Below are 24,765 nucleotides of genomic sequence, written 5' to 3' on the forward strand. Positions count from 1 at the left end.
GCAATTATTTGAGAACGAAGAAGGAGTGGGAAGAATGGTGAAGGAATTAAATTTAGAACAGTATAATGTACGAACTGATTTAGCCATTGAAGCTCACGATATAGTCAAGGAACAAGAAGCACAAGAAGCAAAACAGTCAGCGTCAACTGTTGAAGGTTTTGATATTGAAGAAACGGTTATGGATGGTGTAAAGGTAAGCAAAGTGGTCATTCATCCTTTAGGGGCTGAGCGTACAGGGAAAAAAGCGGGGCGCTATTTAACATTTGAATCACAAGGAATCCGAAAAAAAAATACGGACATTCAAGAAAAAATGGAGCGGGTGTTTGCCCAGCAATTTTCTCAATTTATGAGGGAGTTAGGGATCACGAAAGACCATACTTGCCTCGTGGTGGGGTTAGGAAACTGGAATGTGACCCCAGATGCCTTGGGTCCGATTACGGTAGAAAATTTATTAGTCACGCGTCATTTATTTACTTTAGCACCAGAAGAAGTAGGGGAAGGCTTTCGACCAGTGAGTGCGATCGCTCCTGGTGTAATGGGTGTGACAGGGATTGAGACAAGCGATGTTATTTACGGAATCATTGAACAAACAAAGCCTGATTTCGTCATTGCTGTAGATGCCCTTGCGTCACGATCGATTGAACGGGTGAATGCGACGATTCAAGTATCCGATACAGGAATCCACCCTGGTAGTGGGGTCGGGAATAAACGGAAGGAACTGAGCAAAGAAACGCTTGGAATTCCTGTTATTGCAGTTGGAATTCCGACTGTAGTAGATGCTGTTACAATTACTAGTGATGCCATTGATTACGTATTAAAGCATTTTGGCCGGGAGCTGCGGGAAGGGGAAAAGCCATCTCGAGCATTGGCTCCAGCCGGAATGACATTTGGTGAACGTCGTGAGCTAACAGATGAGGATCTGCCTCCAGAAGAAAAGCGAAAGACATTTCTTGGGATGATGGGCACGTTACCTGAGGGAGAGAAGCGGCAGCTCATTCAAGAAGTGTTGGCTCCCCTCGGTCATAATTTAATGGTCACTCCTAAGGAAGTGGATGTCTTTATTGAAGATATGGCGAATGTCATTGCCTCTGGCTTGAATGCTGCTCTACATCAAGGGGTCAATCAAGACAATGTGGGAGCGTACACCCATTAAAATCTTTGGGCTCGCCAACTGGCGGGCTCTTTTTTTATTTCGTAAGCCTCCTTCTATTTGGACTTTTTCTCGCATACGGTTATAAATAACGATCGTCCTAATCGGACGAGCTTTCGTCGCTAAGGGAAGAATGCGATAAGAAGGGGAGCAGCTATGAGACAAGTGATTTTCCTTTGTGTAGCATGTATAGTGGTTGGATTAACAGGGGCATTGTTTGGTGTGCAGCAAATGAACGAGCATCTAGGACTGTCAGAGCCCGAGCCGCTGGTTATTGAGGAGCGACCTGAAAAACAACGTGAACCGAGCGATGAACGGCTGCAGGAGACAATGGAACTAGCGGAAAAACAAGAACGGAATGTGGAAACCGGTCAGTTTAATTTTTTCTCCGCTTTAGGTGAAGCGTTAGCAAATGGTGTCAATCAAGGGACAAGGTTCGTGTTAGCGACATTATCCTCATGGTTCCATGACGTGTTAAACGGATCTCGTTCTTGAAATGAACAATATATTGAATGATCACTTTTACGTTGCTATAATTGAAACTAGTGTATTTTTGACGATGTCGTAGGAGTGATGACGAAGATGAACAGAGAGGAACGTCTCGCTCGTCAGTCGCGAATTCGGAATTTCTCGATTATCGCCCACATTGACCATGGGAAGTCAACGTTGGCGGACCGAATTCTTGAGAAGACGAGTGCCCTCACGCAACGAGAAATGAAAGACCAGATGTTGGATGCTATGGATCTTGAGCGTGAACGGGGCATAACCATTAAGCTGAATGCAGTTCAGCTTGTTTATAAAGCGAACGATGGAAATGAGTACATTTTTCATTTAATTGATACACCAGGTCACGTGGATTTCTCATATGAAGTTTCCCGGAGTTTAGCTGCCTGTGAAGGGGCACTGCTTATTGTTGATGCGGCGCAAGGGATTGAGGCGCAAACGTTGGCCAATGTTTATTTAGCCCTCGATAATGATCTTGAAATCCTACCGGTTATTAATAAAATTGATTTGCCGAGTGCTGAGCCTGAGCGTGTGCGCCAAGAAGTGGAGGATGTGATCGGTCTTGATGCGTCGGAAGCTGTCCTTGCTTCAGCTAAAAATGGAATTGGGATTGAAGAAATTTTAGAACAAATTGTTGAAAAAGTTCCAGCGCCGAGTGGAGATCCAGAAGGTCCGCTAAAAGCATTGATTTTCGATTCATTGTACGATTCTTATCGAGGCGTTGTTGCCTATATTCGAATTGTAGAAGGATCTGTGAAACCTGGACAAAAAATTAAAATGATGGCAACTGGAAAAGAGTTTGAAGTTACCGAAGTGGGCGTCTTCACACCAAAGCCTGAGAAGCGGGAAGAGCTTACTGTAGGTGATGTTGGCTTTCTAACCGCTTCTATAAAAAATGTCGGTGATACTCGGGTCGGTGATACGATCACGAGCGCGAACAACCCGGCGGACGAGCCCCTTCCTGGTTATCGACGAATGAATCCGATGGTTTACTGCGGCTTATACCCAGTCGATACGAATGATTACAACGACTTGCGCGAGGCGTTAGAGCGTCTTGAATTGAACGATGCGTCATTGCAATATGAACCTGAAACGTCACAAGCTCTCGGTTTTGGTTTTCGCTGCGGCTTCTTAGGACTTCTCCATATGGAAATCATTCAAGAGCGGATCGAGCGAGAATTTGGTATTGATTTAATTACGACGGCACCAAGCGTTGTATATAGCGTTCAACTGACGAACGGGGAAGTACAGCAAATTGATAATCCGTCTAACATGCCTGATAGGCAAAAGATTGAGGAAGTAGAAGAGCCGTATGTCAAAGCGACGATCATGGTTCCAAACGATTTTGTCGGAGCTGTCATGGAGCTTTGTCAAGGGAAGCGCGGGATTTTCATCGACATGCAATACCTTGATGAAAACAGAGTGCAAATCATTTATGAAATTCCCCTATCAGAAATCGTCTATGATTTCTTTGATCAATTAAAATCAAACACGAAAGGATACGCCTCCTTTGACTATGAATTGATCGGTTATAAGCCATCTAACTTAGTGAAAATGGACATTTTGCTGAATGGTGAAGTCGTTGATGCCCTTTCTGTCATTGTCCACCGTGACTCTGCATATGAACGAGGAAAACAAATTGTTGAAAAGCTAAAAGAACTCATCCCACGCCAGCAATTTGAGGTGCCAGTTCAAGCGAGTATTGGCACGAAAATTATTGCCCGTTCAACGATCAAAGCGATGCGTAAAAACGTATTAGCGAAATGTTACGGCGGTGACATCTCACGTAAACGGAAGCTTCTAGAAAAGCAAAAAGAAGGAAAGAAGCGAATGAAAGCTGTGGGGAATGTGGAGGTTCCACAGGAAGCATTTATGGCCGTATTGCGTATGGATGAACCGAAAAAGTAACAGCGTAAATCGTGAGCCTCTTATAAAGCGTTGCTTTATGGGAGGTTTCCTTTTTATCGTGTTTAACTTGCGCTAAGGCGGTAAGGTAAGTTTTTCTAATAAGCAAAAGGTTGTTATACTATCGCATGGTATCACAAACGGTGCTGAATGGACGAAAGGAGTCACCGCATGCCAAAAGCAGCTTATATTCATATCCCATTTTGTGAGCATATTTGTTACTACTGTGATTTCAATAAATTTTATTTGAAAAACCAGCCGGTAAATGAGTATTTACAAGCTTTAGAAACAGAAATGGCGATGGTTGTTGCAGAACAGCCGACTAAATCATTGCAAACCCTCTATGTCGGTGGCGGTACACCGACCGCTTTAACGGCTGATCAGTTAGCTCAGCTGCTAGCGAGTATTAAACGGACGTTGCCTTTAAGCGATTTGGAGGAATTCACCTTTGAGGTGAACCCTGACAGCATTGATGAGGAAAAGCTCGACGTTCTTCGCTCGTACGGTGTGGATCGTTTGAGCATAGGGGTTCAAGCCTTTCAACCATTGCTTTTAAAAGAGATTGGCAGAACGCATGATCAAAAGAGTGTGGAGCAAGCCGTTGAGAAGAGTCGGCAAGCCGGGTTTGCGAATCTATCCCTCGATTTGATGCTCGGTTTACCAAAGCAAACACCTGAGATGTTTGCGGAAACCTTAAAAGAAGCATTTGCCCTCGAGGTAGAACATTTGTCCTGTTATTCATTAAAAGTGGAGGCAAAGACGGTTTTCTACAATCGTCAACGCCAAGGACGACTGACGCTCCCGCCTGAAGACGATGAAGTGAAAATGTACAGGCAGTTGTGTTATGAGACGGAAAAACATGGATTTAAGCAATATGAAATAAGCAATTTTGCGAAAAAGGGATATGAAAGTCGGCATAATCTCGTGTATTGGAACAATGATGAATATTACGGGTTTGGCGCAGGGGCCCACGGATATGTAGGCGGTGTTCGTTATATGAACCATGGCCCTCTGCCAAAATATTTGCAAGCCATGGAAGAAGGAAGGCGGCCTGTTTTTGAGTCCCATCATGTATCGAGAGTTGAACAAATGGAGGAGCAAATGTTTCTTGGCTTGCGAAAACGATCAGGTGTAGAGGAGCGTGTATTTGTTGAGCGCTTTGGCGTCTCGATGTTCTCCTTGTATGAGAAGCAAATCGCCCAATTGGTCGCACGCTGTTTGCTCGAGCGTACAGATGACCGTGTCCGCTTAACCGACGAGGGGCTATTATTAGGAAATGAAGTATTCGAACAATTCTTAGCTGTATTAGACGAAGGAAAGCAGCAATGAAAATTTGCTATTGATCCATCATCTACGTTGACAAATAGGGACCTTTTTGATAAGTTAGCAATAGATTTAGCACTCGAACTATGAGAGTGCTAACAGTCGAAGGCATGAAAAACTCAATGCGATGATCACATATCACTAAGTGTCTTTATGTGAAGCAACCTCAATAGGGGTGATATAGCCATGTTAACAGACCGTCAACTGTTGATTCTACAAGCGATTGTTGATGACTATATTCGCTCTGCTGAACCTGTTGGTTCTAGAAGCATTTCCAAGCGAGAGGATATTACCTTTAGTCCGGCAACGATTCGAAATGAGATGGCGGATCTTGAGGAACTAGGTTTTCTTGAGAAACCTCATAGTTCTGCAGGACGTATACCTTCTCAGAAAGGGTATCGGTACTACGTGGATCATTTGCTCATGCCACACCGTTTAACGAAGAAAGAACGGCACTACATTCATGAGCTTTTCACAAAGAGGATCCAGGAAGTCGAACAAGCGATTCAACAATCGGCACAGATTTTATCGTCGATGACTCGTTATATTTCTGTTGTACTAGGTCCTGAAATGTTTGAAACGAAACTTAAAAGCATCCATATAATTCCCCTTACGGCCCATTCGGTTGTCGTGATTTTTGTCACGGATACAGGGTATGTTGAAAATCAAACGATGCATCTGCCTCATTCGGTTAATCCGGTCGATCTTGAAAAGACGGTCAACATTTTAAATGAGCGATTGGCAGGAGTCTCTCTGTTTCAGCTTCGTGAAAGGTTAAATAAAGAGGTTGCAGATGTTCTCCGTTTTCACGTGACGAACTATGAACTCGTACTAGATTTGTTAGAAAAGACGTTTGAAGCAGAAAAATCTGAAAAAGTCTTTTACGGTGGGAAAACAAATTTGTTATCCCAGCCGGAATTTCGCGATGTGGAGAAGATCAAACAAATCTTAACGATTCTTGAGCAGGACGATGTCATGCATCAAATGATTCGCTCAAGCGGCGAGCAGATTCAGGTGAGAATCGGCCATGAAAACAACGTGGAAGCTTTTGAAGATCTCAGTGTGATCACCGCATCTTATTCCATTGGTGGCAAGCATATGGGAACGATCGGAATCGTCGGTCCAACAAGAATGGAATATCGCCGGACGATTTCTGTTGTTGAGCACCTATCAAAAGACTTAACAAAGTTGCTGACAGACTTGTATCAACAAAGCTAGAGATGGTAATATTGACAATTAGTGTGCATTGATGCTGCTAATTGTTCTACATATGATTTCATACAGGAGGTGACGATCGTTGGTAGAAAACGAAAAAACATCTGTTGAAGAAACGGAAGAAAAAGCCGAAACAGAAGATGAGATGTTAACTGAAGACCCATCCAACGAGGACTCGGATGAAGCGAATGAAGAAGGAAATGAGCTGTCTGAGGAAGAGAAACGTATTGCTGAATTAGAAGGACAGGTTGATGAACTGAATCAACGTCTTTTACGTATACAGGCAGATTACGACAATTTCCGCCGCCGTCAACGAGAAGAAAAAGAAGCGGCTGCTAAATATAGAGCTCAGTCTTTAATTGAGGAGCTGTTACCTGCTCTTGATAATTTTGAACGTGCATTGCTCGTGGAACCTGAGCAAGAGGAAACAAAAACGCTGCTTAAAGGGATGGAAATGGTCTATCGCCAAGTCTCTGAAGCCTTGAAAAAAGAAGGCCTTGAAGTGATTGAGACAAAGGGAGAAACCTTTGATCCGCATCTTCACCAAGCCGTGATGCAAGTTGAGGATGCTGAATTTGAATCAAATGAAATTGTGGAGGAATTGCAGAAGGGTTACAAGCTAAAGGATCGGGTGATCCGCCCTTCGATGGTGAAAGTGAACGCCTAATATAGAAGCACTACATAATTAAAAACCATTGGAAAGGTAATAGGAGGAGTCTTAACGATGAGCAAAATCATTGGTATTGACCTTGGAACAACAAACTCATGTGTAGCCGTTATGGAGGGTGGCGAAGCGACGGTTATTCCGAATCCAGAAGGAAACCGTACTACCCCTTCTGTTGTGGCATTTAAAGATGGGGAACGCCAAGTAGGGGAAGTGGCAAAGCGACAAGCGATCACGAACCCTAACACCGTGATTTCAATCAAGCGTCACATGGGGACGAACCACAAAGAAAACATTGAAGGAAAAGAATATACACCGCAAGAAATCTCTGCGATTATTTTGCAAAAATTAAAATCTGACGCTGAAGCCTATCTCGGTGAAGAAGTAACGAAAGCAGTTATTACGGTTCCAGCTTATTTCAACGACTCACAGCGCCAAGCGACAAAGGATGCAGGGAAAATCGCTGGATTAGAAGTAGAGCGGATTGTCAACGAGCCAACAGCAGCTGCTCTTGCCTATGGTCTTGACAAAGAAGACGATCAAACGATTCTTGTCTACGACCTCGGTGGTGGTACGTTTGACGTTTCCATTCTCGAATTAGGTGATGGATTTTTTGAAGTAAAGGCCACTTCAGGGGACAATAAGCTTGGTGGGGATGACTTTGACCAAGTGATCATTGACCATTTGATCGCAGAATTTAAAAAGGAAAATGGCATTGATCTATCACAGGATAAAATGGCGATGCAACGTTTAAAGGATGCTGCTGAGAAAGCGAAAAAGGATTTATCTGGTGTGACGTCAACACAAATTTCATTGCCGTTCATTACAGCGGATGCAACAGGACCAAAGCACCTTGAACTAACCCTTACTCGCGCGAAGTTTGAAGAGCTTTCTTCACACTTAGTAGAAAGAACGCTTGGGCCTACACGTCAAGCATTACAAGATTCAGGCCTTTCTGCAAGTGAAATTGATAAAGTTGTTCTCGTTGGAGGATCTACACGTATTCCTGCCGTTCAGGAAGCGATTAAGAACCTTACAGGAAAAGAACCACATAAAGGGGTAAATCCAGACGAAGTCGTTGCCCTCGGTGCAGCGGTTCAAGCAGGGGTTCTAACAGGAGATGTTAAAGATGTCGTACTTCTCGACGTAACCCCGCTTTCACTTGGAATTGAAACAATGGGTGGCGTGTTTACGAAGCTTATTGAGCGTAATACGACAATCCCTACTAGCAAATCGCAAATCTTTTCAACGGCTGCCGACAACCAGCCTTCTGTTGATATCCACGTTCTTCAAGGAGAGCGGGAAATGGCTGCCGACAACAAGACGCTCGGTCGCTTCCAACTAACAGATATTCCGCCGGCACCACGTGGGGTACCGCAAATCGAAGTTACATTTGATATTGATGCGAACGGGATTGTAAACGTTAAAGCGAAAGACCTCGGCACAAACAAAGAACAGTCCATTACGATTACATCTTCTTCCGGTTTAACAGATGAAGAAATCGATCAGATGGTCAAGGACGCAGAAGCGAACGCTGAGGCTGATAAGAAACGCCGCGAAGAAGTAGAGCTACGGAATGAAGCGGATCAGCTCGTCTTTACAACCGAGAAAACGTTAAGAGATCTCGGTGATAATGTAGATGAGGCTGAGAAGACGAAAGCCGAGGAAGCAAAAGAAAAGCTGAAAAAAGCGATCGAAGCGAACAATATTGATGAGATTCGCACAACGAAAGAAGAGCTTCAACAAGTCGTTCAAGCCTTAACGACAAAACTATATGAGCAAGCGGCTCAACAAGCACAGCAAGCCCAATCGGCTGAAGGGGATCAAGGCACAGTGGAAAAAGGGCAGGATGACAACGTTGTGGATGCAGATTATGAAGAAGTCAATGAGGAAGACAAAAAGTAATCTTAGCTTTAGAAAAAGTCAAAGTCAGAGCCATGACTTTGGCTTTTTCTACGAAAAAAATCGTGCAACTAGAACATCTTGCTTTGCAGCCAGAAAAAATGGTATGATGAACGTTATGTGATAGTGAGATAATCGGTGATACAGTCAACCATAAAGATTGCAAGAGCTAGCATAGCATAAGCTCTTGAACAATGAATAACATGGATAGTTCAGAAGAATCGGGAGTGGATGACATGAGCAAACGGGATTACTATGAAGTCCTTGGTGTTGATCGTAACGCGTCCGCGGATGAAGTGAAAAAAGCGTACCGTAAATTGGCACGTAAATACCATCCTGACGTGAACAAGGCACCCGATGCAGAGGATAAATTTAAGGAAGTAAAAGAAGCGTTCGATACACTAAGTGATCCGCAGAAAAAAGCCCATTATGACCAATTTGGCCATACGGATCCGAACCAAGGATTTGGCGGTGGCGGTGCTGGTGACTTCGGTGGTTTTAGTGACATTTTTGATATGTTCTTTGGTGGCGGCGGGGGTAGACGCAATCCGAATGCACCTCGTCAAGGTGCGGATCTGCAATATACGATGACCCTTGAATTTAAGGAAGCTGTTTTCGGTAAAGAAACGACGATTGAAATCCCGCGGGAAGAGACCTGTCATACGTGTTCAGGCTCTGGTGCAAAGCCTGGGACGAAGCCGGAATCTTGTCCGCATTGCGGCGGCTCCGGTCAGCTTAATATTGAGCAAAATACGCCGTTTGGCCGCGTCGTTAATCGCCGAGTTTGTCACCATTGTGAGGGAACAGGAAAATATATTAAGCATAAATGTGCAACATGCGGAGGAAAAGGAAAAGTACGTAAACGGAAAAAAATCAATGTCAAAGTACCGGCAGGCATTGATCACGGTCAACAAATAAGGCTCTCTGGCCAAGGGGAAGCTGGAGTTAACGGAGGACCTGCTGGAGATTTATATATTGTGTTTAATGTGAAGCCCCATGAGTTTTTTGAGCGTGATGGCGATGACATTTATTGTGAAATGCCGTTAACCTTTGTCCAAGTAGCCCTAGGCGATGAGATTGAAGTCCCAACATTGAATGGGAAAGTTAAGCTAAAAATCCCAGCAGGGACGCAAACGGGTACGAGTTTTCGCTTGCGCGGAAAAGGAGTTCCGAACGTACACGGTCGCGGGCAAGGAGATCAGCATGTTCAAGTTCGCGTCATTACGCCGAAGGAGCTCTCTGAAAAAGAAAAAGAGCTACTTCGTGAGTTTGCACAAATGTCAGGCGGTCGCCCCGACGAGCAAGACGATTCCTTTTTTGCAAAAGTGAAGCGAGCGTTTAAAGGGTAAATGAAGAGAAAGGGTGGAGTTGGTAAGATGAAATGGTCTGAGTTTAGCATCCATACAACACAGGAGGCGGTCGAACCTGTCTGCAATATTTTGCATGAAGCAGGGGCGAGTGGTGTTGTCATTGAAGACCCTAAAGATTTAGTGAAGGAATGGGGTGTGCATTACGGTGAAATCTACCAACTTAACCCTGACGATTACCCTGAAGAAGGTGTGATGATTAAAGCATACTTTCCTGTCAATAGTTTCTTAGGAGAAACGATTGAGGAAATTAAGGAAGCTATTAATGGTCTTTTGCTTTATGATATCGATCTCGGTCATAATAAAATTCAACTCGTTGAAGTCCTTGAGGAAGAATGGGCGACGGCTTGGAAGAAGTATTATAAGCCGGTGAAAGTGTCAAACACCATCACGATCGTTCCGACTTGGGAAGAGTATGAAGCCCATGAGGATGAAATGATCATTGAGCTCGATCCAGGAATGGCATTTGGAACAGGTACCCACCCTACGACCGTTCTTTGTATTCAGGCGCTCGAAAACGTCATCCAAGGCGGCGAGTCAGTGATTGACGTTGGAACAGGTTCAGGGGTTCTGAGCATTGCAGCAGCCAAACTTGGAGCTAGTGAGGTGCTTGGACTCGACCTGGATGAAGTAGCTGTAAAGAGCGCTCAAATGAATGTGAAGCTGAATAAAGTTCATAGACAAGTAATGGTTCGACAAAATCATTTACTTGAAGGGATTACAGGGACGCGAGATGTCATCGTCGCGAACATTTTAGCGGAAGTGATCATCCGCTTTGTCGCAGATGCAAAAGCGGTGTTAAAACCAGGAGGAACGTTTATTGTTTCGGGGATTATTAAAAGGAAAAAAAACGATGTAAAAGATGCCCTCGTCACAAACGGATTTCAGATCGAAGAGACGGTTGAATTGGAAGACTGGGTGGCGATCATCGCCAAAAACGGACACGAGTGAGGCAAAGACATGCAACGATATTTTGTCCCAAAGGAACAAATGACAGATACGTATGTCACCATTACAGGGGATGACGTGAAGCATATCATAAAGGTCATGCGCATGACGATCGGAGATGAATTAATTTGCAGCGATGGTCATGGCCGGACGGTTCGCTGTGAAATCGAGAAAGCGAATGATTCAGAAGTACTCGCTCGTGTCATTGAACCACTCATACCAAATACAGAGCTGCCTATTCGAGTAACGATCGCTCAAGCACTACCAAAAGGGGACAAGCTTGACTACATTGTGCAAAAAGGGACAGAATTAGGTGCTCAAGCGTTTTGGCCGTTCTCTGCCAGTCGCTCGATTGTGAAATGGGATGAGAAGAAGGGGCGAAAAAAAACAGAGAGATTGATGAAAATCGCCAAGGAAGCCGCTGAGCAATCATACAGGGAACGGATCCCTTCCATTGAAACGCCGCTAGCGTTTTCTAAGCTTTTGCAGGAGATCTCCGGTTTTACGAAAACGATCGTCGCGTATGAGGAAGAGGCGAAAGAAGGGCGCCTTATGACTTTCGCTGCCTGTTTGAACGAATTACATCATGGAGACTCCCTTCTTGTCATCATCGGCCCAGAAGGTGGATTTACAACTGAAGAAATTGATGCGATTCAAAGGGCGGGAGGAGCGCCTGCAGGCCTTGGGCCGAGAATTTTGCGAACGGAAACGGCCTCTCTCTATGCCTTGGCTGCAATTTCGTATCACTTTGAACGAATGAGGTGAAAAACATGGCAACAGTTGCTTTTCAAACATTAGGGTGTAAAGTGAATCATTATGAAACAGAAGCCATTTGGCAGTTGTTTAAAGGAGAAGGCTATGAGAAGGTCGACTTTGAGCAAATGGCCGATGTGTATGTCATCAACACATGTACAGTGACAAACACAGGAGATAAAAAAAGTCGCCAAGTGATCCGCCGTGCGATCCGTAAAAATCCTGATGCGGTCATTTGCGTTACAGGCTGCTATGCGCAAACATCCCCTGCAGAGGTTATGGCGATTCCTGGTGTTGACATTGTTGTTGGAACACAGGATCGAAAAAAGATGCTTGAGTACATTGAGCAATACAAGAAAGAGCGTCAGCCTATTAACGGTGTAGGAAATATTATGAAATCTCGCGTGTATGAGGAGTTGGATGTACCTGCTTTTACAGATCGAACCCGGGCATCATTAAAAATTCAAGAGGGCTGTAACAATTTCTGTACCTTTTGTATTATTCCTTGGGCTCGTGGGTTGATGAGATCACGTGATCCGAAAGAAGTCATTAAACAAGCAGAGCAGCTCGTTCAAGCAGGCTATAAAGAAATCGTCTTAACTGGTATTCATACGGGTGGTTATGGTGAAGATTTAAAGGATTACTCACTTGCCCGTTTATTGGAAGACCTCGAACAAGTGAATGGTTTAAAGCGAATTCGAATTTCATCGATTGAAGCAAGTCAGCTTACCGATGAAGTCATCGAAGTCATTGACCGTTCGACTAAGGTTGTCCGCCATTTGCACATTCCGTTACAATCAGGCTCTGATACTGTATTAAAACGGATGCGACGTAAGTATACGATGGCTTTTTTTGCTGAGCGGTTAGAACGTCTCCGCGAAGCGTTACCAGGTTTAGCGGTTACATCCGATGTCATCGTCGGCTTCCCCGGTGAGACGGAGGCTGAATTTCAAGAGACGTATGATTTTATTGCAAAGCATAAGTTTTCTGAGTTACATGTGTTCCCATACTCCAAGCGAACGGGGACACCTGCAGCGCGTATGGAAGATCAAGTGAATGAAGATGTAAAAAATGAACGAGTCCACCGTCTTATTCAACTTTCTGATCAGCTAGCAAAGGAGTACGCGTCACAGTTTGAAGGAGAAGTATTGGAAATGATCCCTGAGGAGCGGGATAAAGAAGAGCCAAATTCCGGTCTATATGTTGGTTATACCGATAACTATTTAAAGGTAAAAATTCCGGCAACGGACGAGATGATCGGAAAACTCGTAAAAGTGAAAATTACAAAGGCAGGGTACCCCTATAATGAAGGCGAATTTGTCCGAGTGTTGGATGAAGAGCCTCAGGCAGTGGCTCACGGGTGATCTGATCAATGGCATCTATCGTAATGTTTGCGGTGGGTGTCGTTTTTCATTCGCTCAATGGATGGGATAGGAGAAGGTGATGGGCGTAAGATAACAATAAGGATGCGGCTCGCCAATCGCTCTGTTCTATGCTACCATACAGAGAGGTACGTACAACTCACGAGGAAGGAAGATGAAATCATGTCACGTTCGATTGCACAAATGATTGATCATACGCTACTTAAACCAAATACAACAGAAGACCAAATTGTAAAGCTCTGTGAGGAAGCAAAGGAATATTCATTTGCATCTGTTTGTGTGAATCCTACTTGGGTCGCACTTGCTGCGCAGTTGCTAAAAGATGCACCTGATGTGAAAGTATGTACAGTTATCGGCTTTCCGTTAGGGGCAACGACTCCGGAAGTGAAAGCGTTTGAAACGACTAATGCCATTGAAAATGGAGCGACAGAAGTGGACATGGTCATTAACATTGGAGCGTTAAAAGATAAACAATACGAGCTTGTTGGACGCGACATTCAAGCGGTTGTTAAAGCAGCAGAAGGGAAAGCATTAACGAAAGTAATCATTGAAACATCGTTATTAACGGAGGAAGAGAAGAAGGCTGCGTGTGAGCTTGCCGTAAAAGCAGGAGCCGACTTTGTCAAAACGTCGACTGGATTCTCTGGCGGAGGTGCTACGGCTGAGGATATCGCGCTCATGCGAAAAGTGGTCGGACCAAATTTAGGAGTCAAAGCTTCTGGAGGTGTTAGAGATCTGTCCGACGCGAAAGCGATGATTGATGCTGGTGCTACTCGGATTGGTGCGAGTGCTGGGGTGGCGATTGTTAACGGGGAGCGTAGGGAAGGGAGTTATTAAGGAGGAGCCTGAGGGAGGCTCCTTTTTTCTTATGCTCGGCTTTTTCTACTGTGATGGGCCGTGTAACGTTTCAATAAACGAAGCAAAAGGTTTAACAAACGGGAGGATCGCAAGTGAACAAATAACATTAAAGATCGTACTAGCATGAGCAAGCTGAATAGCTGGAATCGTCGTTAGCGTCATGACGAAGTGACTCAAATGTGGAATAAGGGGAATAAAGAGCAGGACCCCGATCACATTTAACCAAAGATGGGCAAATGCTACGAGGCGCGAGGTGCGACCTGATCCTATGCTAGCTAATAAGGCGGTGAAGCATGTACCGATGTTCGCCCCTAACATAATGGCAATTCCTCCGTGTATCCCAATGATTTCTTCATTCAAAAATCCCATGGCAATCGCCGTTGTGGCTGTACTTGATTGGATTAGCGCCGTTAATAAGGTGCCGACGCCAGCACCAACGATAAGCCAATCGTTTGTTAATTCGATAAAGGCTTGAATGGCCGGGATAGCAGCTAACGGAGAAGCAAGGTTCTCTAATCCGTTCATCGAAATGAAAATGCATGCAAGTCCAAAGCTAACACAGCCAAGACAGTATGTGATGAGATGGGGGATCGCGAGACCGATTAATCCGATGAGAAGTAAGGGAACAATCAATGAGTGTAAATCAAGGGCGATTAATTCAACGGTAAAACATGTACCGACATTCGTTCCTAAAATGATTCCGATCGATTGACGGAACGTTACATATCCTGCTGCTACAAAGCCAATGGTGACAATCATGACAGCTGAACTGCTTTGTAGAAGTATAGTTAAAAGAAGGCCAACAAAAAAGCCCTTTAGTGGATTATCCACGAAACGAAGGATGCCAACACGTGCTTTCTCAGCATTCATCGTCAGGAGCCCTGCACGCATGACCGCCATTCCGAATAAAAATAAGCTAACAAACACGGCAAATAGTGTAAACAATTGTTGCGTCACGCACAACCACCCCCATACAATGTATGGACAAGTGAGGACAAGAATGACTCATTTCTTAACTTCATCAGTTGGTAAATGTTCGGTTTCAGTTGACCGACAAAAACCCTTATATTATAATCAAACAAGACGTGCATTTTTTGTGTACATCTAGTTGGTTGTTTCGGAGGGAGGGAAAGAAAATGGCAGAAACTCGTGTTCGTAAAAACGAATCGATTGATGCTGCACTTCGTCGCTTCAAGAGATCACTCTCTAAAGAAGGAACGTTGGCTGAGGTTAGAAAACGTAAGCACTATGAAAAGCCTAGTGTTCGTCGCAAGAAGAAATCCGAAGCTGCAAGAAAGCGTAAGTTCTAAATAAAAGAGGGTGTTGAAATTGAATCTCCTTGATCGTTTAAATCAAGACATGAAAGAAGCGATGAAAAACAAGGAAAAAGAAAAGCTTTCTGTCATTCGTATGGTGAAATCATCTTTGCAAAATGAACAGATTAAATTCGGACGCGATCTGACAGAAGATGATCAATTAACGGTGCTTAACCGTGAGCTTAAGCAGCGTAAAGATTCCCTCCAAGAGTTTGAAAAAGCCAATCGGGAAGATCTCGTTGAAAAGCTTCGCAATGAGATTTCTATACTTGAGCATTACATGCCTGAACAGTTGTCAGAGGATGAACTCCTAGCAATTGTCAATGAGACGATTGCAGAAGTAGGAGCATCTTCAAAAGCCGATATGGGTAAAGTAATGGGGGCGATCATGCCTAAGGTAAAAGGCAAAGCTGACGGAGGTCTCGTCAATCGCCTCGTGCAACAACAGTTATCATAATTGAACAATCCGACGTCTTGTCATTGGACAGGGCGTCTTTTTATGATTCCTACAGATGAAGAAGCTGAACAGTCTTTGCTGTCGGTGGACATAGGGGACCGGGTTCGATAAAATGAAAAAAAGATCGTGTAAAAAGTTGAAACTTATTTCTACACATTTCGTAAAAAAAATAGCGATATCAACTAGAAAGGAGGACAGCTATGGAACGAATCCGGTGGCTTTACGGTTTTCTAGCATGCATCCTCATAGCCATATTACTTGCCCCCCTTCAAATCATGGCTCAAGGCGAGTTCCGCACATCGGATCAACCTCTCGTATACTACATCCCTGTTGAACAGGAAGTCGAGCGTGGATTGGAAGCGTTTTTACAGCGGTCGTTGGATAGTGCGGTGGAAGAAGGGGCTGATCATATCGTCTTGGAAATTAATACTCCAGGTGGACGAGTGGACGCAGCTGGCAATATGGCAAGAGCTTTGCGGGAGACAGACATTCCGATCACTGCTTATGTGATCGATCAAGCGTTATCAGCAGGAGCCTACATCGCGTTAAACGCAGATGAGATTGTCATGGCACCGGGATCAACGATGGGATCAGCCGCTGTCATTGATAGTGCGGGAAATGCAGCCGACGAGAAAGCTCAGTCGTACTGGCTAGCTGAAATGCGAAATGCGGCTGAATATAACGATCGCGATCCTAAGTACGCTTTAGCGATGGCGGATCGTAGCATTGAAATTCCAGAGCTCGATATTTCAAACGAAGAGCTGTTAACTCTTACAGCGAGTCAAGCGCTTGAAGTTAATTATGCAGAAGCGATTGCGTCAAATCGAGCAGAGCTATTAGAGCATCTTCAGATTGACAATGCTTTCGAACAGGAAATGGAAGTAAGCTTTGCGGAAAAGCTAGCTCGCTTTGTGACAAATCCGCTAATCATTCCGATTTTACTCTCCATCGGTAGCCTCGGGCTTGTGCTTGAGCTCTATTCCCCAGGTTTTGGTGTCCCAGGAATCATGGGAATCTCAGCATTGCTGCTCTTTTTCTTCGGCCATTTAATTGCCGGTTTTGCAGGCTACGAAGCGATGATTTTATTTATCGCTGGTTTTCTCTTAATTTTAATAGAGGTGTTTATGCCCGGCTTCGGTCTATTTGGTATCCTTGGTATCGCAGGGATGATCGGAGGAATGTTACTCGCGTCCTTTTCAACTGCATGGATGCTCGTATCTTTAGGAATCTCAGCTGTCGTCACTACGGTAGTTGCTATCATTACGTTTAGGTATTTCGGATCAAGAGGACCATGGAAAAAAATGATCCTTACTGAATCGACCAGCAGTGAAAAAGGATACATTACAAATGAGACAAGACAAGAACTTGTCGGGTTAATTGGTCAATCCCTAACACCATTACGTCCTTCCGGATCGGGACTATTTGGAGAGGAACGACTTGACGTCGTCTCTGAGGGAGGATATATTGAACAGGGTAGGAAGATAAAGGTCGTATCTACATCTGGATCGCGGATCGTTGTTCGCGAAACAGATGAATGATTAAAAGGAGGAATTTTGTTATGCCAGTTGATTTAGGCTTGATTATCCTTTTAGGGGTCATTTTTATTGCTCTGGCGGTACTATTCACGTTTGTTCCAGTCGGGCTGTGGATTTCCGCTCTAGCAGCAGGTGTCAAAATTGGTATTTTTGAATTAGTCGGAATGAGACTCCGTCGCGTTATTCCAAGACGTGTCGTTGAGCCACTCATCAAAGCAGTAAAAGCAGGTTTGGATTTGAGCACTTCAAAACTAGAAGGTCACTACCTTGCAGGAGGAAATGTGGACCGTGTCGTTAACGCCCTTATCGCGGCTCAACGTGCGAACATTGATTTAAGCTTTGAGCGTTGTGCAGCTATTGACCTTGCTGGTCGTGATGTATTGCAAGCTGTGCAAATGAGTGTTAACCCGAAAGTGATTGAAACTCCGTTTATTGCCGGTGTGGCAATGGATGGTATTGAAGTAAAGGCGAAAGCAAGAATTACAGTGCGAGCCAACATTGATCGTCTTGTCGGTGGTGCAGGTGAGGAAACTGTAATCGCCCGTGTTGGTGAAGGAATCGTTTCAACTATTGGTTCTTCAGACGACCATAAAAAAGTATTAGAAAATCCAGATACAATCTCGCAAACTGTCTTGAAAAAAGGTCTAGATGCTGGGACGGCATTTGAAATTCTTTCCATTGACATTGCAGATATTGATATCGGGAAAAACATTGGTGCCGGCCTTCAAACAGATCAAGCGGAAGCGGATAAGAAAATTGCCCAAGCGAAAGCGGAAGAGCGCCGTGCAATGGCCGTGGCAAAAGAGCAAGAGATGCGTGCGAAAGTTGAAGAAATGCGCGCGAAAGTTGTGGAAGCGGAAGCGGAAGTACCAATGGCCCTTTCTGACGCATTGCGTAAAGGGAATATGGGCGTGATGGATTACTTAAACTACCAGAACGTAATGGCTGACACGGATATGCGTGACTCCATTAGCAAAGCTACAGGTGATCAAGAAGCGGATGAAAAAAATGACCGCTAATGAACTTCACCGTCTCAACTTGGGAGGTGAGTGACCGTGGAAAGTTTCCTTATTCCACTTCTGATCTTTTTACTCGTTAGCCTGTTTGGCCGTCTAGGCGGCAACCAGCGGAAAACTGGCAGGGAACAAAATACTGAACGCCCTCAGCAATCTAAGCAACCACAACAGCCAGGACCTTCACAGCAGCCTTGGCCAGGAAGCTCAGAACCGATCGAGGATTGGCGTGATTTATTTGATCCCCATAGAAGGGAAAAAGAGACGGAGCCTGCTTATGCAGAACCAGTCGAGTCTTATGATTATGAGGATCTACATGACGAGCAGCCTCAAACGCAACCAACTGTGCAAGATTCGGTTCGAGATTTTAAGAGCGTGAGGGACAATCAACCTGTATCGGAGCAAGTTCCTCCTGTCTCCATCACTCGCTCACTAAAACAGAAGAAGGAAACAAATCTTGCGTTGCATTTTCATCATTTGACAAAAGATGAAGCGATGAAGGCAGTCGTTTGGTCAGAAGTTTTAGGCCAACCTCGTGCAAAACGCCCCCATCGATCGTTCTCTAAACGTTAATGACAGCCGCTTGTTACCACAATGGTAGCAAGTGGCTTTTTCGTATTAGGGAATGTCAATTAAAGCGATAAAAGTGACTGGAGTTCCCATAGAAATGACAGATTATCAGTGATAACCAATTCCCTTTTCTCATAAAAATGAAAGGAGAGGGGGTTGGTTCAATGAAGAATGTCAAACAACAATTGATGCGATGGATGACGAACCAGTTGCAGCTCCCAGCAGATGTGATGATGGATTTGCCACGCATTACGATGATCGGCCAGCTACATATATACATTGAAAACCACCAAGGAGTGCTTCGATTCTCTAATCAAGAGTTACGTTTATTGCTCAAGCACGGGCAATTGCTCATAAAGGGGGACGGATTTGTCATTAAAACGATCTTACCTGAAGAGTTACTGTTGGAGGGCAGAATCGATCAAGTGTTGTTTATTCCTGATTCGCCATCCAAGTGATTGGAGAGAAGAGGAATGAGAGGGGAAATGGGAATGAAAACGAAAGCAATGTGGAAGCAACTAGTTCGCGGATATGTTCGAGTGCAAATTGACGGAGTGTACGGGGAACGATTTCTTAATCGCTGCATTCAAAAAAATGTGGCGATTTGGAGCATCAAGCGGATGGGAGCAGAACGAATTGTCTGTTTTATGGACATGCAAGATGCAAAAAAAATTCGACCTCTTGTCAAGCAAACAGAATGTAAGGTGACGTTTGTAGAACGGCTTGGTTATCCTGCCTTCGTTAAAAAGGCGATGAATCGAGTCGGATTTGTTGGCGGAATCGGTTTAGCCATCGTATTAATGTTTATTCTATCCAATATTGTTTGGTCTATTGAAATTAAAGGAGCGTCTCCGAAAGTGGAGCATGAACTTCGTCAACTTGTGGAAGAACTAGGAGTAAAAAGAGGGGCATTTCAATTCACATTACCGAGTGTCGAAGACTTGCAGCGCGAAGTAACCGAGCAGCTTTCTGGAGCGACATGGATCGGCGTTCGACAAAATGGGACAACCTACCAATTTGAGGTGGTGGAACAACAACTTCCAGAGGAAGCAGAAAGAATTAGCCCAAGACATCTTGTTGCAAAGAAAAAAGCAATCGTACACAGTGTATTTGTTGAGCATGGTCAGCCAAAGGTAAAAGTGAACGATTATGTAGAAAAAGGGGACATGCTCGTTTCAGGCTTTATCGGAAAAGAAGGAAAAGAGCAAATTGTTCCAGCTGTTGGTGTGGTTTTAGGAGAAATTTGGTATACATCTGATGTAACGATTCCGCTTGAAAGCCAATTTTCAACCTTAACAGGGGAATCTGTGACGACCCATCAACTTAGTGCTTTTGGAGTTAACCTCCCGATTTGGGGGTTTAAGAAACATGAGTTTAAGGAGTTTGAAACGTTTCAAGAGCAGAAGGAGTTGTATTTTTGGAAATGGACACTTCCAATTCAATATACACGAACAAAAGTGTATGAAGCTAATCGCTTCGAGCAGAAATTGACGAAAGGCGAAGCGGTCGAACGCGGGAAAAAACTAGCGAAGCAAGAACTTTATGAGAAAATTGACAAGGATGCCACAATTGAAGGCGAAAAAGTTTTGCACGAACGCGTCGAGAATGGTAAAGTAAAACTAAGAATTCACTACCAAGTTATTGAAGATATCACATCGGAAATGCCGATCATTCAAGGAGATTGAGATTATTGCCAGAAACGAAACTAATACAGTTACGAGTAAAAGACACACAGGAAACACAAGCTCTCTTTGGCCCGAAGGACGCCCATTTGCAACGTTTGGAAGAATATTTACAGGTGTCGATTGTAACGCGAGGTGAACAAGTTTCCGTTACGGGGGAAGAAGGAAAAATAACCCTTGTGGAACATGTGCTTTCAGCTTTGATCGAACTGATTCGCAACGGCGTCTCACTGTCAGAGCGTGATGTTGTTTATGCTGTACAGCTAGCTGAGAAAGATCAGTTAGATGAATTGTCGGAAATCTATCGTGAAAATATTACGACGAATATAAAAGGGAAAGCGATTCGAGCCAAGACCCTCGGGCAGCGTCACTACGTTCAAACAATTAAAACCCGGGATCTTGTCTTCGGCATTGGCCCTGCTGGAACAGGGAAAACATACCTTGCTGTCGTCATGGCTGTCACAGCCTTAAAAGATGGATTAATCAAACGGATCGTCTTAACAAGGCCAGCAGTGGAAGCAGGAGAGAACCTCGGCTTTTTGCCTGGAGACTTGAAGGAAAAGGTCGACCCTTACTTACGGCCTTTGTATGACGCGCTGCACGATGTACTCGGGACTGAACAAACGAACCGACTGATGGAAAGGGGAACCATTGAAGTGGCCCCCCTTGCCTATATGAGAGGTCGAACCCTTGACGACGCATTTGTCATTTTAGACGAAGCACAAAATACAACGCCAGAGCAAATGAAGATGTTTCTAACCCGTTTAGGATTTGGCTCAAAAATGGTCATTAATGGGGACCTTACGCAAATCGACTTACCTAAAGGAAAGCAATCTGGCTTGAAGGTGGCCATTGGTATTCTAGAGCGCGTAAAGGAAATTGGGTTCATTTATTTGCAACAAGCAGATGTTGTGCGCCATACACTCGTTCAAAAAATTCTCGATGCCTACGAGGTTGAAGAGAAATCCTAACAGGCGCTACAATTGGATAGGATGGCAATTAAATGAGACCCTCTGTGCTTAGAGGGTCTCTTGTTACTTGATTATTTGAAAGGCTCCGAGGCTACACTGAAAACAGGATCTCCTTTTTGCGAAACGTAGGAATCAAACAGTACGTAGAAAAAGGAAGTGCTTTGATTCAAAGCGCTTAACGATTGAATAACCGAGAAAGGTTAGAGGTGAAAGCCGGTGAAAAAACGAGCGTCGATCGATCAACAAAAATGGTGGAAGCAAATCCGTGATCATCAATATTCGCGCGTGATCATGTACATGGTTCTTGCCATCATTCTTTACTTCTTAATGCTTGGGAATGTACTTCCTGACCGGCTTGACATTCAATTATCGTCTATTGCTGAACAAGATATTCGTTCACCAATTACGATTGAAAACCGAGAAGCGACGGAAGAACGACAAAAAGAAGTACTCGATTCTGTCTCTCCGGTTTATTCTCTAGACCGTGATTTAACACAGCGACAAGTAGGGTTGGTCGATGATTTATTTCAAGTGGTATATGAAGTAAAGCGAGACTTAGAGGAGCATGAAGAAGAGGAAGAAGAGGTAACCTCAGAAGAAAAAGTAGAGATGGTTCAGGAACGTTTATCAGATGAAACGGGAAGGGATCTGTCTGAAACGACGATCCAAACATTGTTAGAAACATCGGAGGCGCAGTTGAACTTAGCGCGAAATACAACCGTAAGTGCCGTTCATGAAATCATGAGTGAATCGATCTCGGTTAGCGGACTTTCGGAAGCAAAAGAGTCCGTGCCTGAGCTGATGACTATTTCAACTGTAAGCAGTCAGCTTTTAGATGCGATGATTGAAGTGGCTCAATTTGCCATCGTTCCGAATTATACATATGATGAAGAAGCAACCGAGCGCTTGCGACAAGAAGCGTTAGATTCGGTCGAGCCAGTGATCATTAGAGAAGGGCAGCTGCTTGTAAAAGAAGGAGAAAGCATTAACTACGATACGTATGAACAGCTAAGGCTTGTCGGGTTGCTTGATGATACGTTCAATCCGTTTCCATATATCGGGCTTGCGATCCTTGTCATTTTAATTGTCATGATGGTCGCCTATTATTTAAAAGAAACGAAGTCATCTGTTCAAACGAACAATAGTCACTTGCTTATGTACATTCTTATTTTTATCGTGACCGTATCAGTCATGAAAATTGTTTCGTTTGTTGAGGCTTTTGACATTCAGGCATCTGGCTATGTAGTCCCTGCAGCTCTCGGATCGATGCTGCTCACTATGTTGGTCCACCATCGCATTGCCTTGTTCTCGAGCATCATGTTTGCGATTATTGGCAGCATCCTATTTAATCAAGGCGTGGCGGGGTCGTATAATTTTTCATTCGCCCTTTATATTTTGTTCAGCTCGTTTGCTGCTGTGTATTTCCTGTCGCGCTCACAAAATGTAACAACACTCATTTTGCGCGCAGGTTTATTCGTATCGTTTATGAACATGCTAATTCTTTTGTCCATTTTGTTTTTAAAATCGGTTCAGACAAACTGGATGGAAGTTGGCTTACACATGGGATTTGCTTTTGCATCAGGCTTTTTAGCAGCCGTGCTCACACTGGGTCTCATGCCTTTTTTTGAGGCGGGCTTTGGCATCTTGTCAACATCGAAATTAATCGAGCTTTCGAATCCAAATCATCCATTATTGCGAAAAATTTTAACCGAAGCTCCTGGAACATATCACCATAGCGTCGTTGTTGGAAACCTCTCGGAAGCCGCTTGCGAATCGATTGGAGAGAATGGGTTGCTTGCACGGGTGGGCTCCTACTATCATGATCTGGGGAAGACGAGACGGCCGCACTTTTTCATTGAAAATCAGATGAAAATGGAGAATCCCCATGACCGGATCTCTCCGCAGTTAAGTGCGACGATCATTATTTCTCATCCGTATGATGGGGCAAAGATGCTGAAGGAATATAAAATGCCAAAAGAAATTATAGATATAGCCGAACAGCATCACGGGACAAGCTTATTAAAATATTTTTACCATAAAGCCCAGCAAGAATCAGATCAAGAAGTAGAGGAAACAAGTTTTCGTTATCCTGGACCGAAGGCACAATCAAAGGTGGCGGCTATCGTCGGAATTGCCGATAGTGTGGAAGCAGCTGTTCGGTCAATGTCTAGACCGAATCCGAACAAAATCGAAGCGCTCGTTCGAAAAATCATTACCGATCGCCTTGAAGATGGACAATTTGACGAATGTGAATTAACGCTAAAAGACTTAGATCAAGTTGCCAAATCGATCTGTGAAACGTTAAAGGGAACATTTCATGAGCGTATAGAATACCCCGAAGATGAAAAAAAGAAGGAGAGTGGCCATGAACATTCAAATTGATATGATCGATCATACGGATACGCTAACAGAAAAACAGGAAACGTTGATCCGAGAGCTTCTTCACGAAGCGGCGCGCTACGAAAAGTTAGCGGAAGGGACATATGAACTTTCGCTATCCTTTGTCAGCGATGAGGAGATCCAAGAACTGAATCGTGATTATAGAGGCAAAGATCAGCCGACAGATGTGATTTCTTTTGCTCTAAATGAAGTAGGTGAGGGAGAACAGCCAGTGGAACCAGAAGCAGGTACACCGAATTTGCTTGGAGATATCATTGTCTCAATTCCGCGTTGTCAAGAGCAAGCGGAAGCATATGGTCATTCGTTTGAGCGAGAGCTAGGGTTTTTAATTGTACACGGCTTCCTACACTTGTTAGGTTATGACCATATGAGCGAGGATGAGGAGAAAAAAATGTTCATGCGACAAGAGGATATTTTGACTGCTTATGGCCTTACAAGATCGTAATAAACGGGGCTTTCGTCGGTTGCTACGCTCCTTTGTCTATGCGACGAACGGACTTGTGTATGTCATTAAGCGTGAACAAAATATGCAAATTCACCTCGCAATTAGCATAGCTGTCCTTTTCCTTGGGCTTCTTCTGGAGTTGTCCACGTACCAGTGGCTTATCCTTCTCCTCGTCATTGGAGGGATATTTTCCCTCGAAATTATGAATACAGCAATTGAACGAACGGTGGACCTGATTACGGATGAATACCACCCGTATGCTAAGCGAGCGAAGGATATTGCAGCAGCCGCAGTGTTTGTATATAGTATATTTGCTATCATTATCGGATTGATCATTTTCATTCCGCCACTTTTGGAAAAATGGTTTTCATGATGTAACGGAAAGATTGGTTGAGAGGGGCCTTT

At 44.1% G+C, this 24,765-nt stretch carries 24 protein-coding genes; 23 read left to right on the plus strand and 1 reads right to left on the minus strand.

All coding sequences use genetic code 11. The features are described 5' to 3' along the window. Positions 1-34: 34 nt before the first annotated feature. The 12 genes from gpr (at position 35) to deoC (ending at position 13,950) form a co-directional block, all read left to right on the plus strand. Positions 35-1,153 carry a GPR endopeptidase gene (gene gpr / locus E2L07_RS04045; RefSeq protein WP_134228920.1) on the plus strand — a complete coding sequence of 373 codons (1,119 nt, stop codon included), beginning with the start codon at positions 35-37 and terminating at the stop codon, positions 1,151-1,153. 153 nt (positions 1,154-1,306) lie between these two features. Continuing rightward, positions 1,307-1,645, plus strand: a complete 339-nt coding sequence (locus E2L07_RS04050; protein ID WP_010897507.1) for a DUF3679 domain-containing protein — start codon at positions 1,307-1,309, stop codon at positions 1,643-1,645. Between the two features lie 87 nt (positions 1,646-1,732). After that, the gene (lepA, locus tag E2L07_RS04055) at positions 1,733-3,562 is read left to right on the plus strand and encodes a translation elongation factor 4 (RefSeq protein ID WP_010897508.1); all 1,830 of its coding nucleotides are present in this window, start codon (positions 1,733-1,735) and stop codon (positions 3,560-3,562) included. A 168-nt stretch (positions 3,563-3,730) separates the two neighbouring features. Then, on the plus strand, positions 3,731-4,888 hold the full coding sequence (gene hemW / locus E2L07_RS04060) for a radical SAM family heme chaperone HemW (RefSeq protein WP_010897509.1): 1,158 nt from the start codon (positions 3,731-3,733) through the stop codon (positions 4,886-4,888). Positions 4,889-5,068: 180 nt separating this feature from the next. Further along, the gene (hrcA, locus tag E2L07_RS04065) at positions 5,069-6,100 is read left to right on the plus strand and encodes a heat-inducible transcriptional repressor HrcA (protein WP_053431530.1); all 1,032 of its coding nucleotides are present in this window, start codon (positions 5,069-5,071) and stop codon (positions 6,098-6,100) included. A 79-nt stretch (positions 6,101-6,179) separates the two neighbouring features. After that, a complete protein-coding gene (gene grpE / locus E2L07_RS04070; protein WP_010897511.1) occupies positions 6,180-6,764 on the plus strand; it encodes a nucleotide exchange factor GrpE in 585 nt (194 codons plus the stop codon). Positions 6,765-6,821: 57 nt separating this feature from the next. Continuing rightward, the gene (gene dnaK / locus E2L07_RS04075; protein WP_134228921.1) at positions 6,822-8,666 is read left to right on the plus strand and encodes a molecular chaperone DnaK; all 1,845 of its coding nucleotides are present in this window, start codon (positions 6,822-6,824) and stop codon (positions 8,664-8,666) included. A 233-nt stretch (positions 8,667-8,899) separates the two neighbouring features. Then, positions 8,900-10,012 carry a molecular chaperone DnaJ gene (dnaJ, locus tag E2L07_RS04080; protein ID WP_053431528.1) on the plus strand — a complete coding sequence of 371 codons (1,113 nt, stop codon included), beginning with the start codon at positions 8,900-8,902 and terminating at the stop codon, positions 10,010-10,012. 27 nt (positions 10,013-10,039) lie between these two features. Then, complete coding sequence (gene prmA, locus E2L07_RS04085) at positions 10,040-10,981, plus strand: 50S ribosomal protein L11 methyltransferase (RefSeq protein WP_010897514.1); 942 nt, start codon at positions 10,040-10,042, stop codon at positions 10,979-10,981. Positions 10,982-10,990: 9 nt separating this feature from the next. Further along, positions 10,991-11,743: a 16S rRNA (uracil(1498)-N(3))-methyltransferase gene (locus E2L07_RS04090; protein ID WP_010897515.1), complete on the plus strand. Its 753-nt coding sequence runs from the start codon at positions 10,991-10,993 to the stop codon at positions 11,741-11,743. A 5-nt stretch (positions 11,744-11,748) separates the two neighbouring features. Further along, on the plus strand, positions 11,749-13,095 hold the full coding sequence (mtaB, locus tag E2L07_RS04095; RefSeq protein ID WP_010897516.1) for a tRNA (N(6)-L-threonylcarbamoyladenosine(37)-C(2))-methylthiotransferase MtaB: 1,347 nt from the start codon (positions 11,749-11,751) through the stop codon (positions 13,093-13,095). 180 nt (positions 13,096-13,275) lie between these two features. Beyond that, positions 13,276-13,950: a deoxyribose-phosphate aldolase gene (gene deoC / locus E2L07_RS04100; RefSeq protein ID WP_134228922.1), complete on the plus strand. Its 675-nt coding sequence runs from the start codon at positions 13,276-13,278 to the stop codon at positions 13,948-13,950. A gap of 45 nt (positions 13,951-13,995) precedes the next feature. Here the strand turns inward: deoC and E2L07_RS04105 are convergent, their stop codons facing one another. Beyond that, entirely contained in the window at positions 13,996-14,928 is a 933-nt protein-coding gene (locus tag E2L07_RS04105; protein WP_134228923.1) for a Na/Pi symporter, read from the minus strand. Positions 14,929-15,107: 179 nt separating this feature from the next. On the opposite strand from E2L07_RS04105, the gene rpsU reads away from it, so the two are divergent. From rpsU to E2L07_RS04160, 11 genes are all read left to right on the plus strand, one after another. Further along, complete coding sequence (rpsU, locus tag E2L07_RS04110) at positions 15,108-15,281, plus strand: 30S ribosomal protein S21 (RefSeq protein WP_010897519.1); 174 nt, start codon at positions 15,108-15,110, stop codon at positions 15,279-15,281. A gap of 19 nt (positions 15,282-15,300) precedes the next feature. Continuing rightward, positions 15,301-15,744: a GatB/YqeY domain-containing protein gene (locus E2L07_RS04115; RefSeq protein WP_010897520.1), complete on the plus strand. Its 444-nt coding sequence runs from the start codon at positions 15,301-15,303 to the stop codon at positions 15,742-15,744. Between the two features lie 200 nt (positions 15,745-15,944). Then, positions 15,945-17,282 carry an NfeD family protein gene (locus E2L07_RS04120; protein ID WP_010897521.1) on the plus strand — a complete coding sequence of 446 codons (1,338 nt, stop codon included), beginning with the start codon at positions 15,945-15,947 and terminating at the stop codon, positions 17,280-17,282. Positions 17,283-17,302: 20 nt separating this feature from the next. Then, a complete protein-coding gene (gene floA / locus E2L07_RS04125; protein WP_010897522.1) occupies positions 17,303-18,298 on the plus strand; it encodes a flotillin-like protein FloA in 996 nt (331 codons plus the stop codon). Positions 18,299-18,334: 36 nt separating this feature from the next. Then, positions 18,335-18,865 carry a hypothetical protein gene (locus tag E2L07_RS04130; protein ID WP_010897523.1) on the plus strand — a complete coding sequence of 177 codons (531 nt, stop codon included), beginning with the start codon at positions 18,335-18,337 and terminating at the stop codon, positions 18,863-18,865. Positions 18,866-19,026: 161 nt separating this feature from the next. Then, a complete protein-coding gene (gene yqfC / locus E2L07_RS04135) occupies positions 19,027-19,320 on the plus strand; it encodes a sporulation protein YqfC (protein ID WP_010897524.1) in 294 nt (97 codons plus the stop codon). A 33-nt stretch (positions 19,321-19,353) separates the two neighbouring features. After that, a complete protein-coding gene (gene yqfD, locus E2L07_RS04140; protein ID WP_010897525.1) occupies positions 19,354-20,547 on the plus strand; it encodes a sporulation protein YqfD in 1,194 nt (397 codons plus the stop codon). Positions 20,548-20,552: 5 nt separating this feature from the next. After that, the gene (locus E2L07_RS04145; protein WP_010897526.1) at positions 20,553-21,515 is read left to right on the plus strand and encodes a PhoH family protein; all 963 of its coding nucleotides are present in this window, start codon (positions 20,553-20,555) and stop codon (positions 21,513-21,515) included. Positions 21,516-21,731: 216 nt separating this feature from the next. Beyond that, complete coding sequence (locus E2L07_RS04150; RefSeq protein WP_010897527.1) at positions 21,732-23,897, plus strand: HD family phosphohydrolase; 2,166 nt, start codon at positions 21,732-21,734, stop codon at positions 23,895-23,897. After that, a complete protein-coding gene (gene ybeY, locus E2L07_RS04155; protein ID WP_053431523.1) occupies positions 23,881-24,360 on the plus strand; it encodes an rRNA maturation RNase YbeY in 480 nt (159 codons plus the stop codon). The genes E2L07_RS04150 and ybeY overlap by 17 nt, the downstream gene beginning before the upstream one ends. Next, positions 24,341-24,733, plus strand: coding sequence for a diacylglycerol kinase family protein (locus E2L07_RS04160; protein ID WP_134228924.1), 393 nt, complete (start codon positions 24,341-24,343; stop codon positions 24,731-24,733). Before ybeY ends, E2L07_RS04160 begins: the two co-directional genes overlap by 20 nt. Positions 24,734-24,765: the final 32 nt, after the last annotated feature.

The organism is Halalkalibacterium halodurans, assembly GCF_004376175.1.
In the GTDB taxonomy this organism is placed as follows: Bacteria; Bacillota; Bacilli; order Bacillales; family Bacillaceae_D; genus Halalkalibacterium; species Halalkalibacterium halodurans.

What these genes read in the sequence shown, in the direction of transcription:
- E2L07_RS04160 (WP_134228924.1), top strand. Translation starts at nt 24,341, where the DNA reads ATGGCCTTACAAGATCGTAATAAACGGGGCTTTCGTCGGTTGCTACGC.
- yqfC (WP_010897524.1), top strand. Translation starts at nt 19,027, where the DNA reads ATGAAGAATGTCAAACAACAATTGATGCGATGGATGACGAACCAGTTG.
- yqfD (WP_010897525.1), top strand. Translation starts at nt 19,354, where the DNA reads ATGAAAACGAAAGCAATGTGGAAGCAACTAGTTCGCGGATATGTTCGA.
- gpr (WP_134228920.1), top strand. Translation starts at nt 35, where the DNA reads ATGGTGAAGGAATTAAATTTAGAACAGTATAATGTACGAACTGATTTA.
- deoC (WP_134228922.1), top strand. Translation starts at nt 13,276, where the DNA reads ATGTCACGTTCGATTGCACAAATGATTGATCATACGCTACTTAAACCA.
- hemW (WP_010897509.1), top strand. Translation starts at nt 3,731, where the DNA reads ATGCCAAAAGCAGCTTATATTCATATCCCATTTTGTGAGCATATTTGT.
- E2L07_RS04050 (WP_010897507.1), top strand. Translation starts at nt 1,307, where the DNA reads ATGAGACAAGTGATTTTCCTTTGTGTAGCATGTATAGTGGTTGGATTA.
- mtaB (WP_010897516.1), top strand. Translation starts at nt 11,749, where the DNA reads ATGGCAACAGTTGCTTTTCAAACATTAGGGTGTAAAGTGAATCATTAT.
- dnaK (WP_134228921.1), top strand. Translation starts at nt 6,822, where the DNA reads ATGAGCAAAATCATTGGTATTGACCTTGGAACAACAAACTCATGTGTA.
- rpsU (WP_010897519.1), top strand. Translation starts at nt 15,108, where the DNA reads ATGGCAGAAACTCGTGTTCGTAAAAACGAATCGATTGATGCTGCACTT.
- prmA (WP_010897514.1), top strand. Translation starts at nt 10,040, where the DNA reads ATGAAATGGTCTGAGTTTAGCATCCATACAACACAGGAGGCGGTCGAA.
- dnaJ (WP_053431528.1), top strand. Translation starts at nt 8,900, where the DNA reads ATGAGCAAACGGGATTACTATGAAGTCCTTGGTGTTGATCGTAACGCG.
- lepA (WP_010897508.1), top strand. Translation starts at nt 1,733, where the DNA reads ATGAACAGAGAGGAACGTCTCGCTCGTCAGTCGCGAATTCGGAATTTC.
- E2L07_RS04090 (WP_010897515.1), top strand. Translation starts at nt 10,991, where the DNA reads ATGCAACGATATTTTGTCCCAAAGGAACAAATGACAGATACGTATGTC.
- hrcA (WP_053431530.1), top strand. Translation starts at nt 5,069, where the DNA reads ATGTTAACAGACCGTCAACTGTTGATTCTACAAGCGATTGTTGATGAC.
- floA (WP_010897522.1), top strand. Translation starts at nt 17,303, where the DNA reads ATGCCAGTTGATTTAGGCTTGATTATCCTTTTAGGGGTCATTTTTATT.
- E2L07_RS04120 (WP_010897521.1), top strand. Translation starts at nt 15,945, where the DNA reads ATGGAACGAATCCGGTGGCTTTACGGTTTTCTAGCATGCATCCTCATA.
- ybeY (WP_053431523.1), top strand. Translation starts at nt 23,881, where the DNA reads ATGAACATTCAAATTGATATGATCGATCATACGGATACGCTAACAGAA.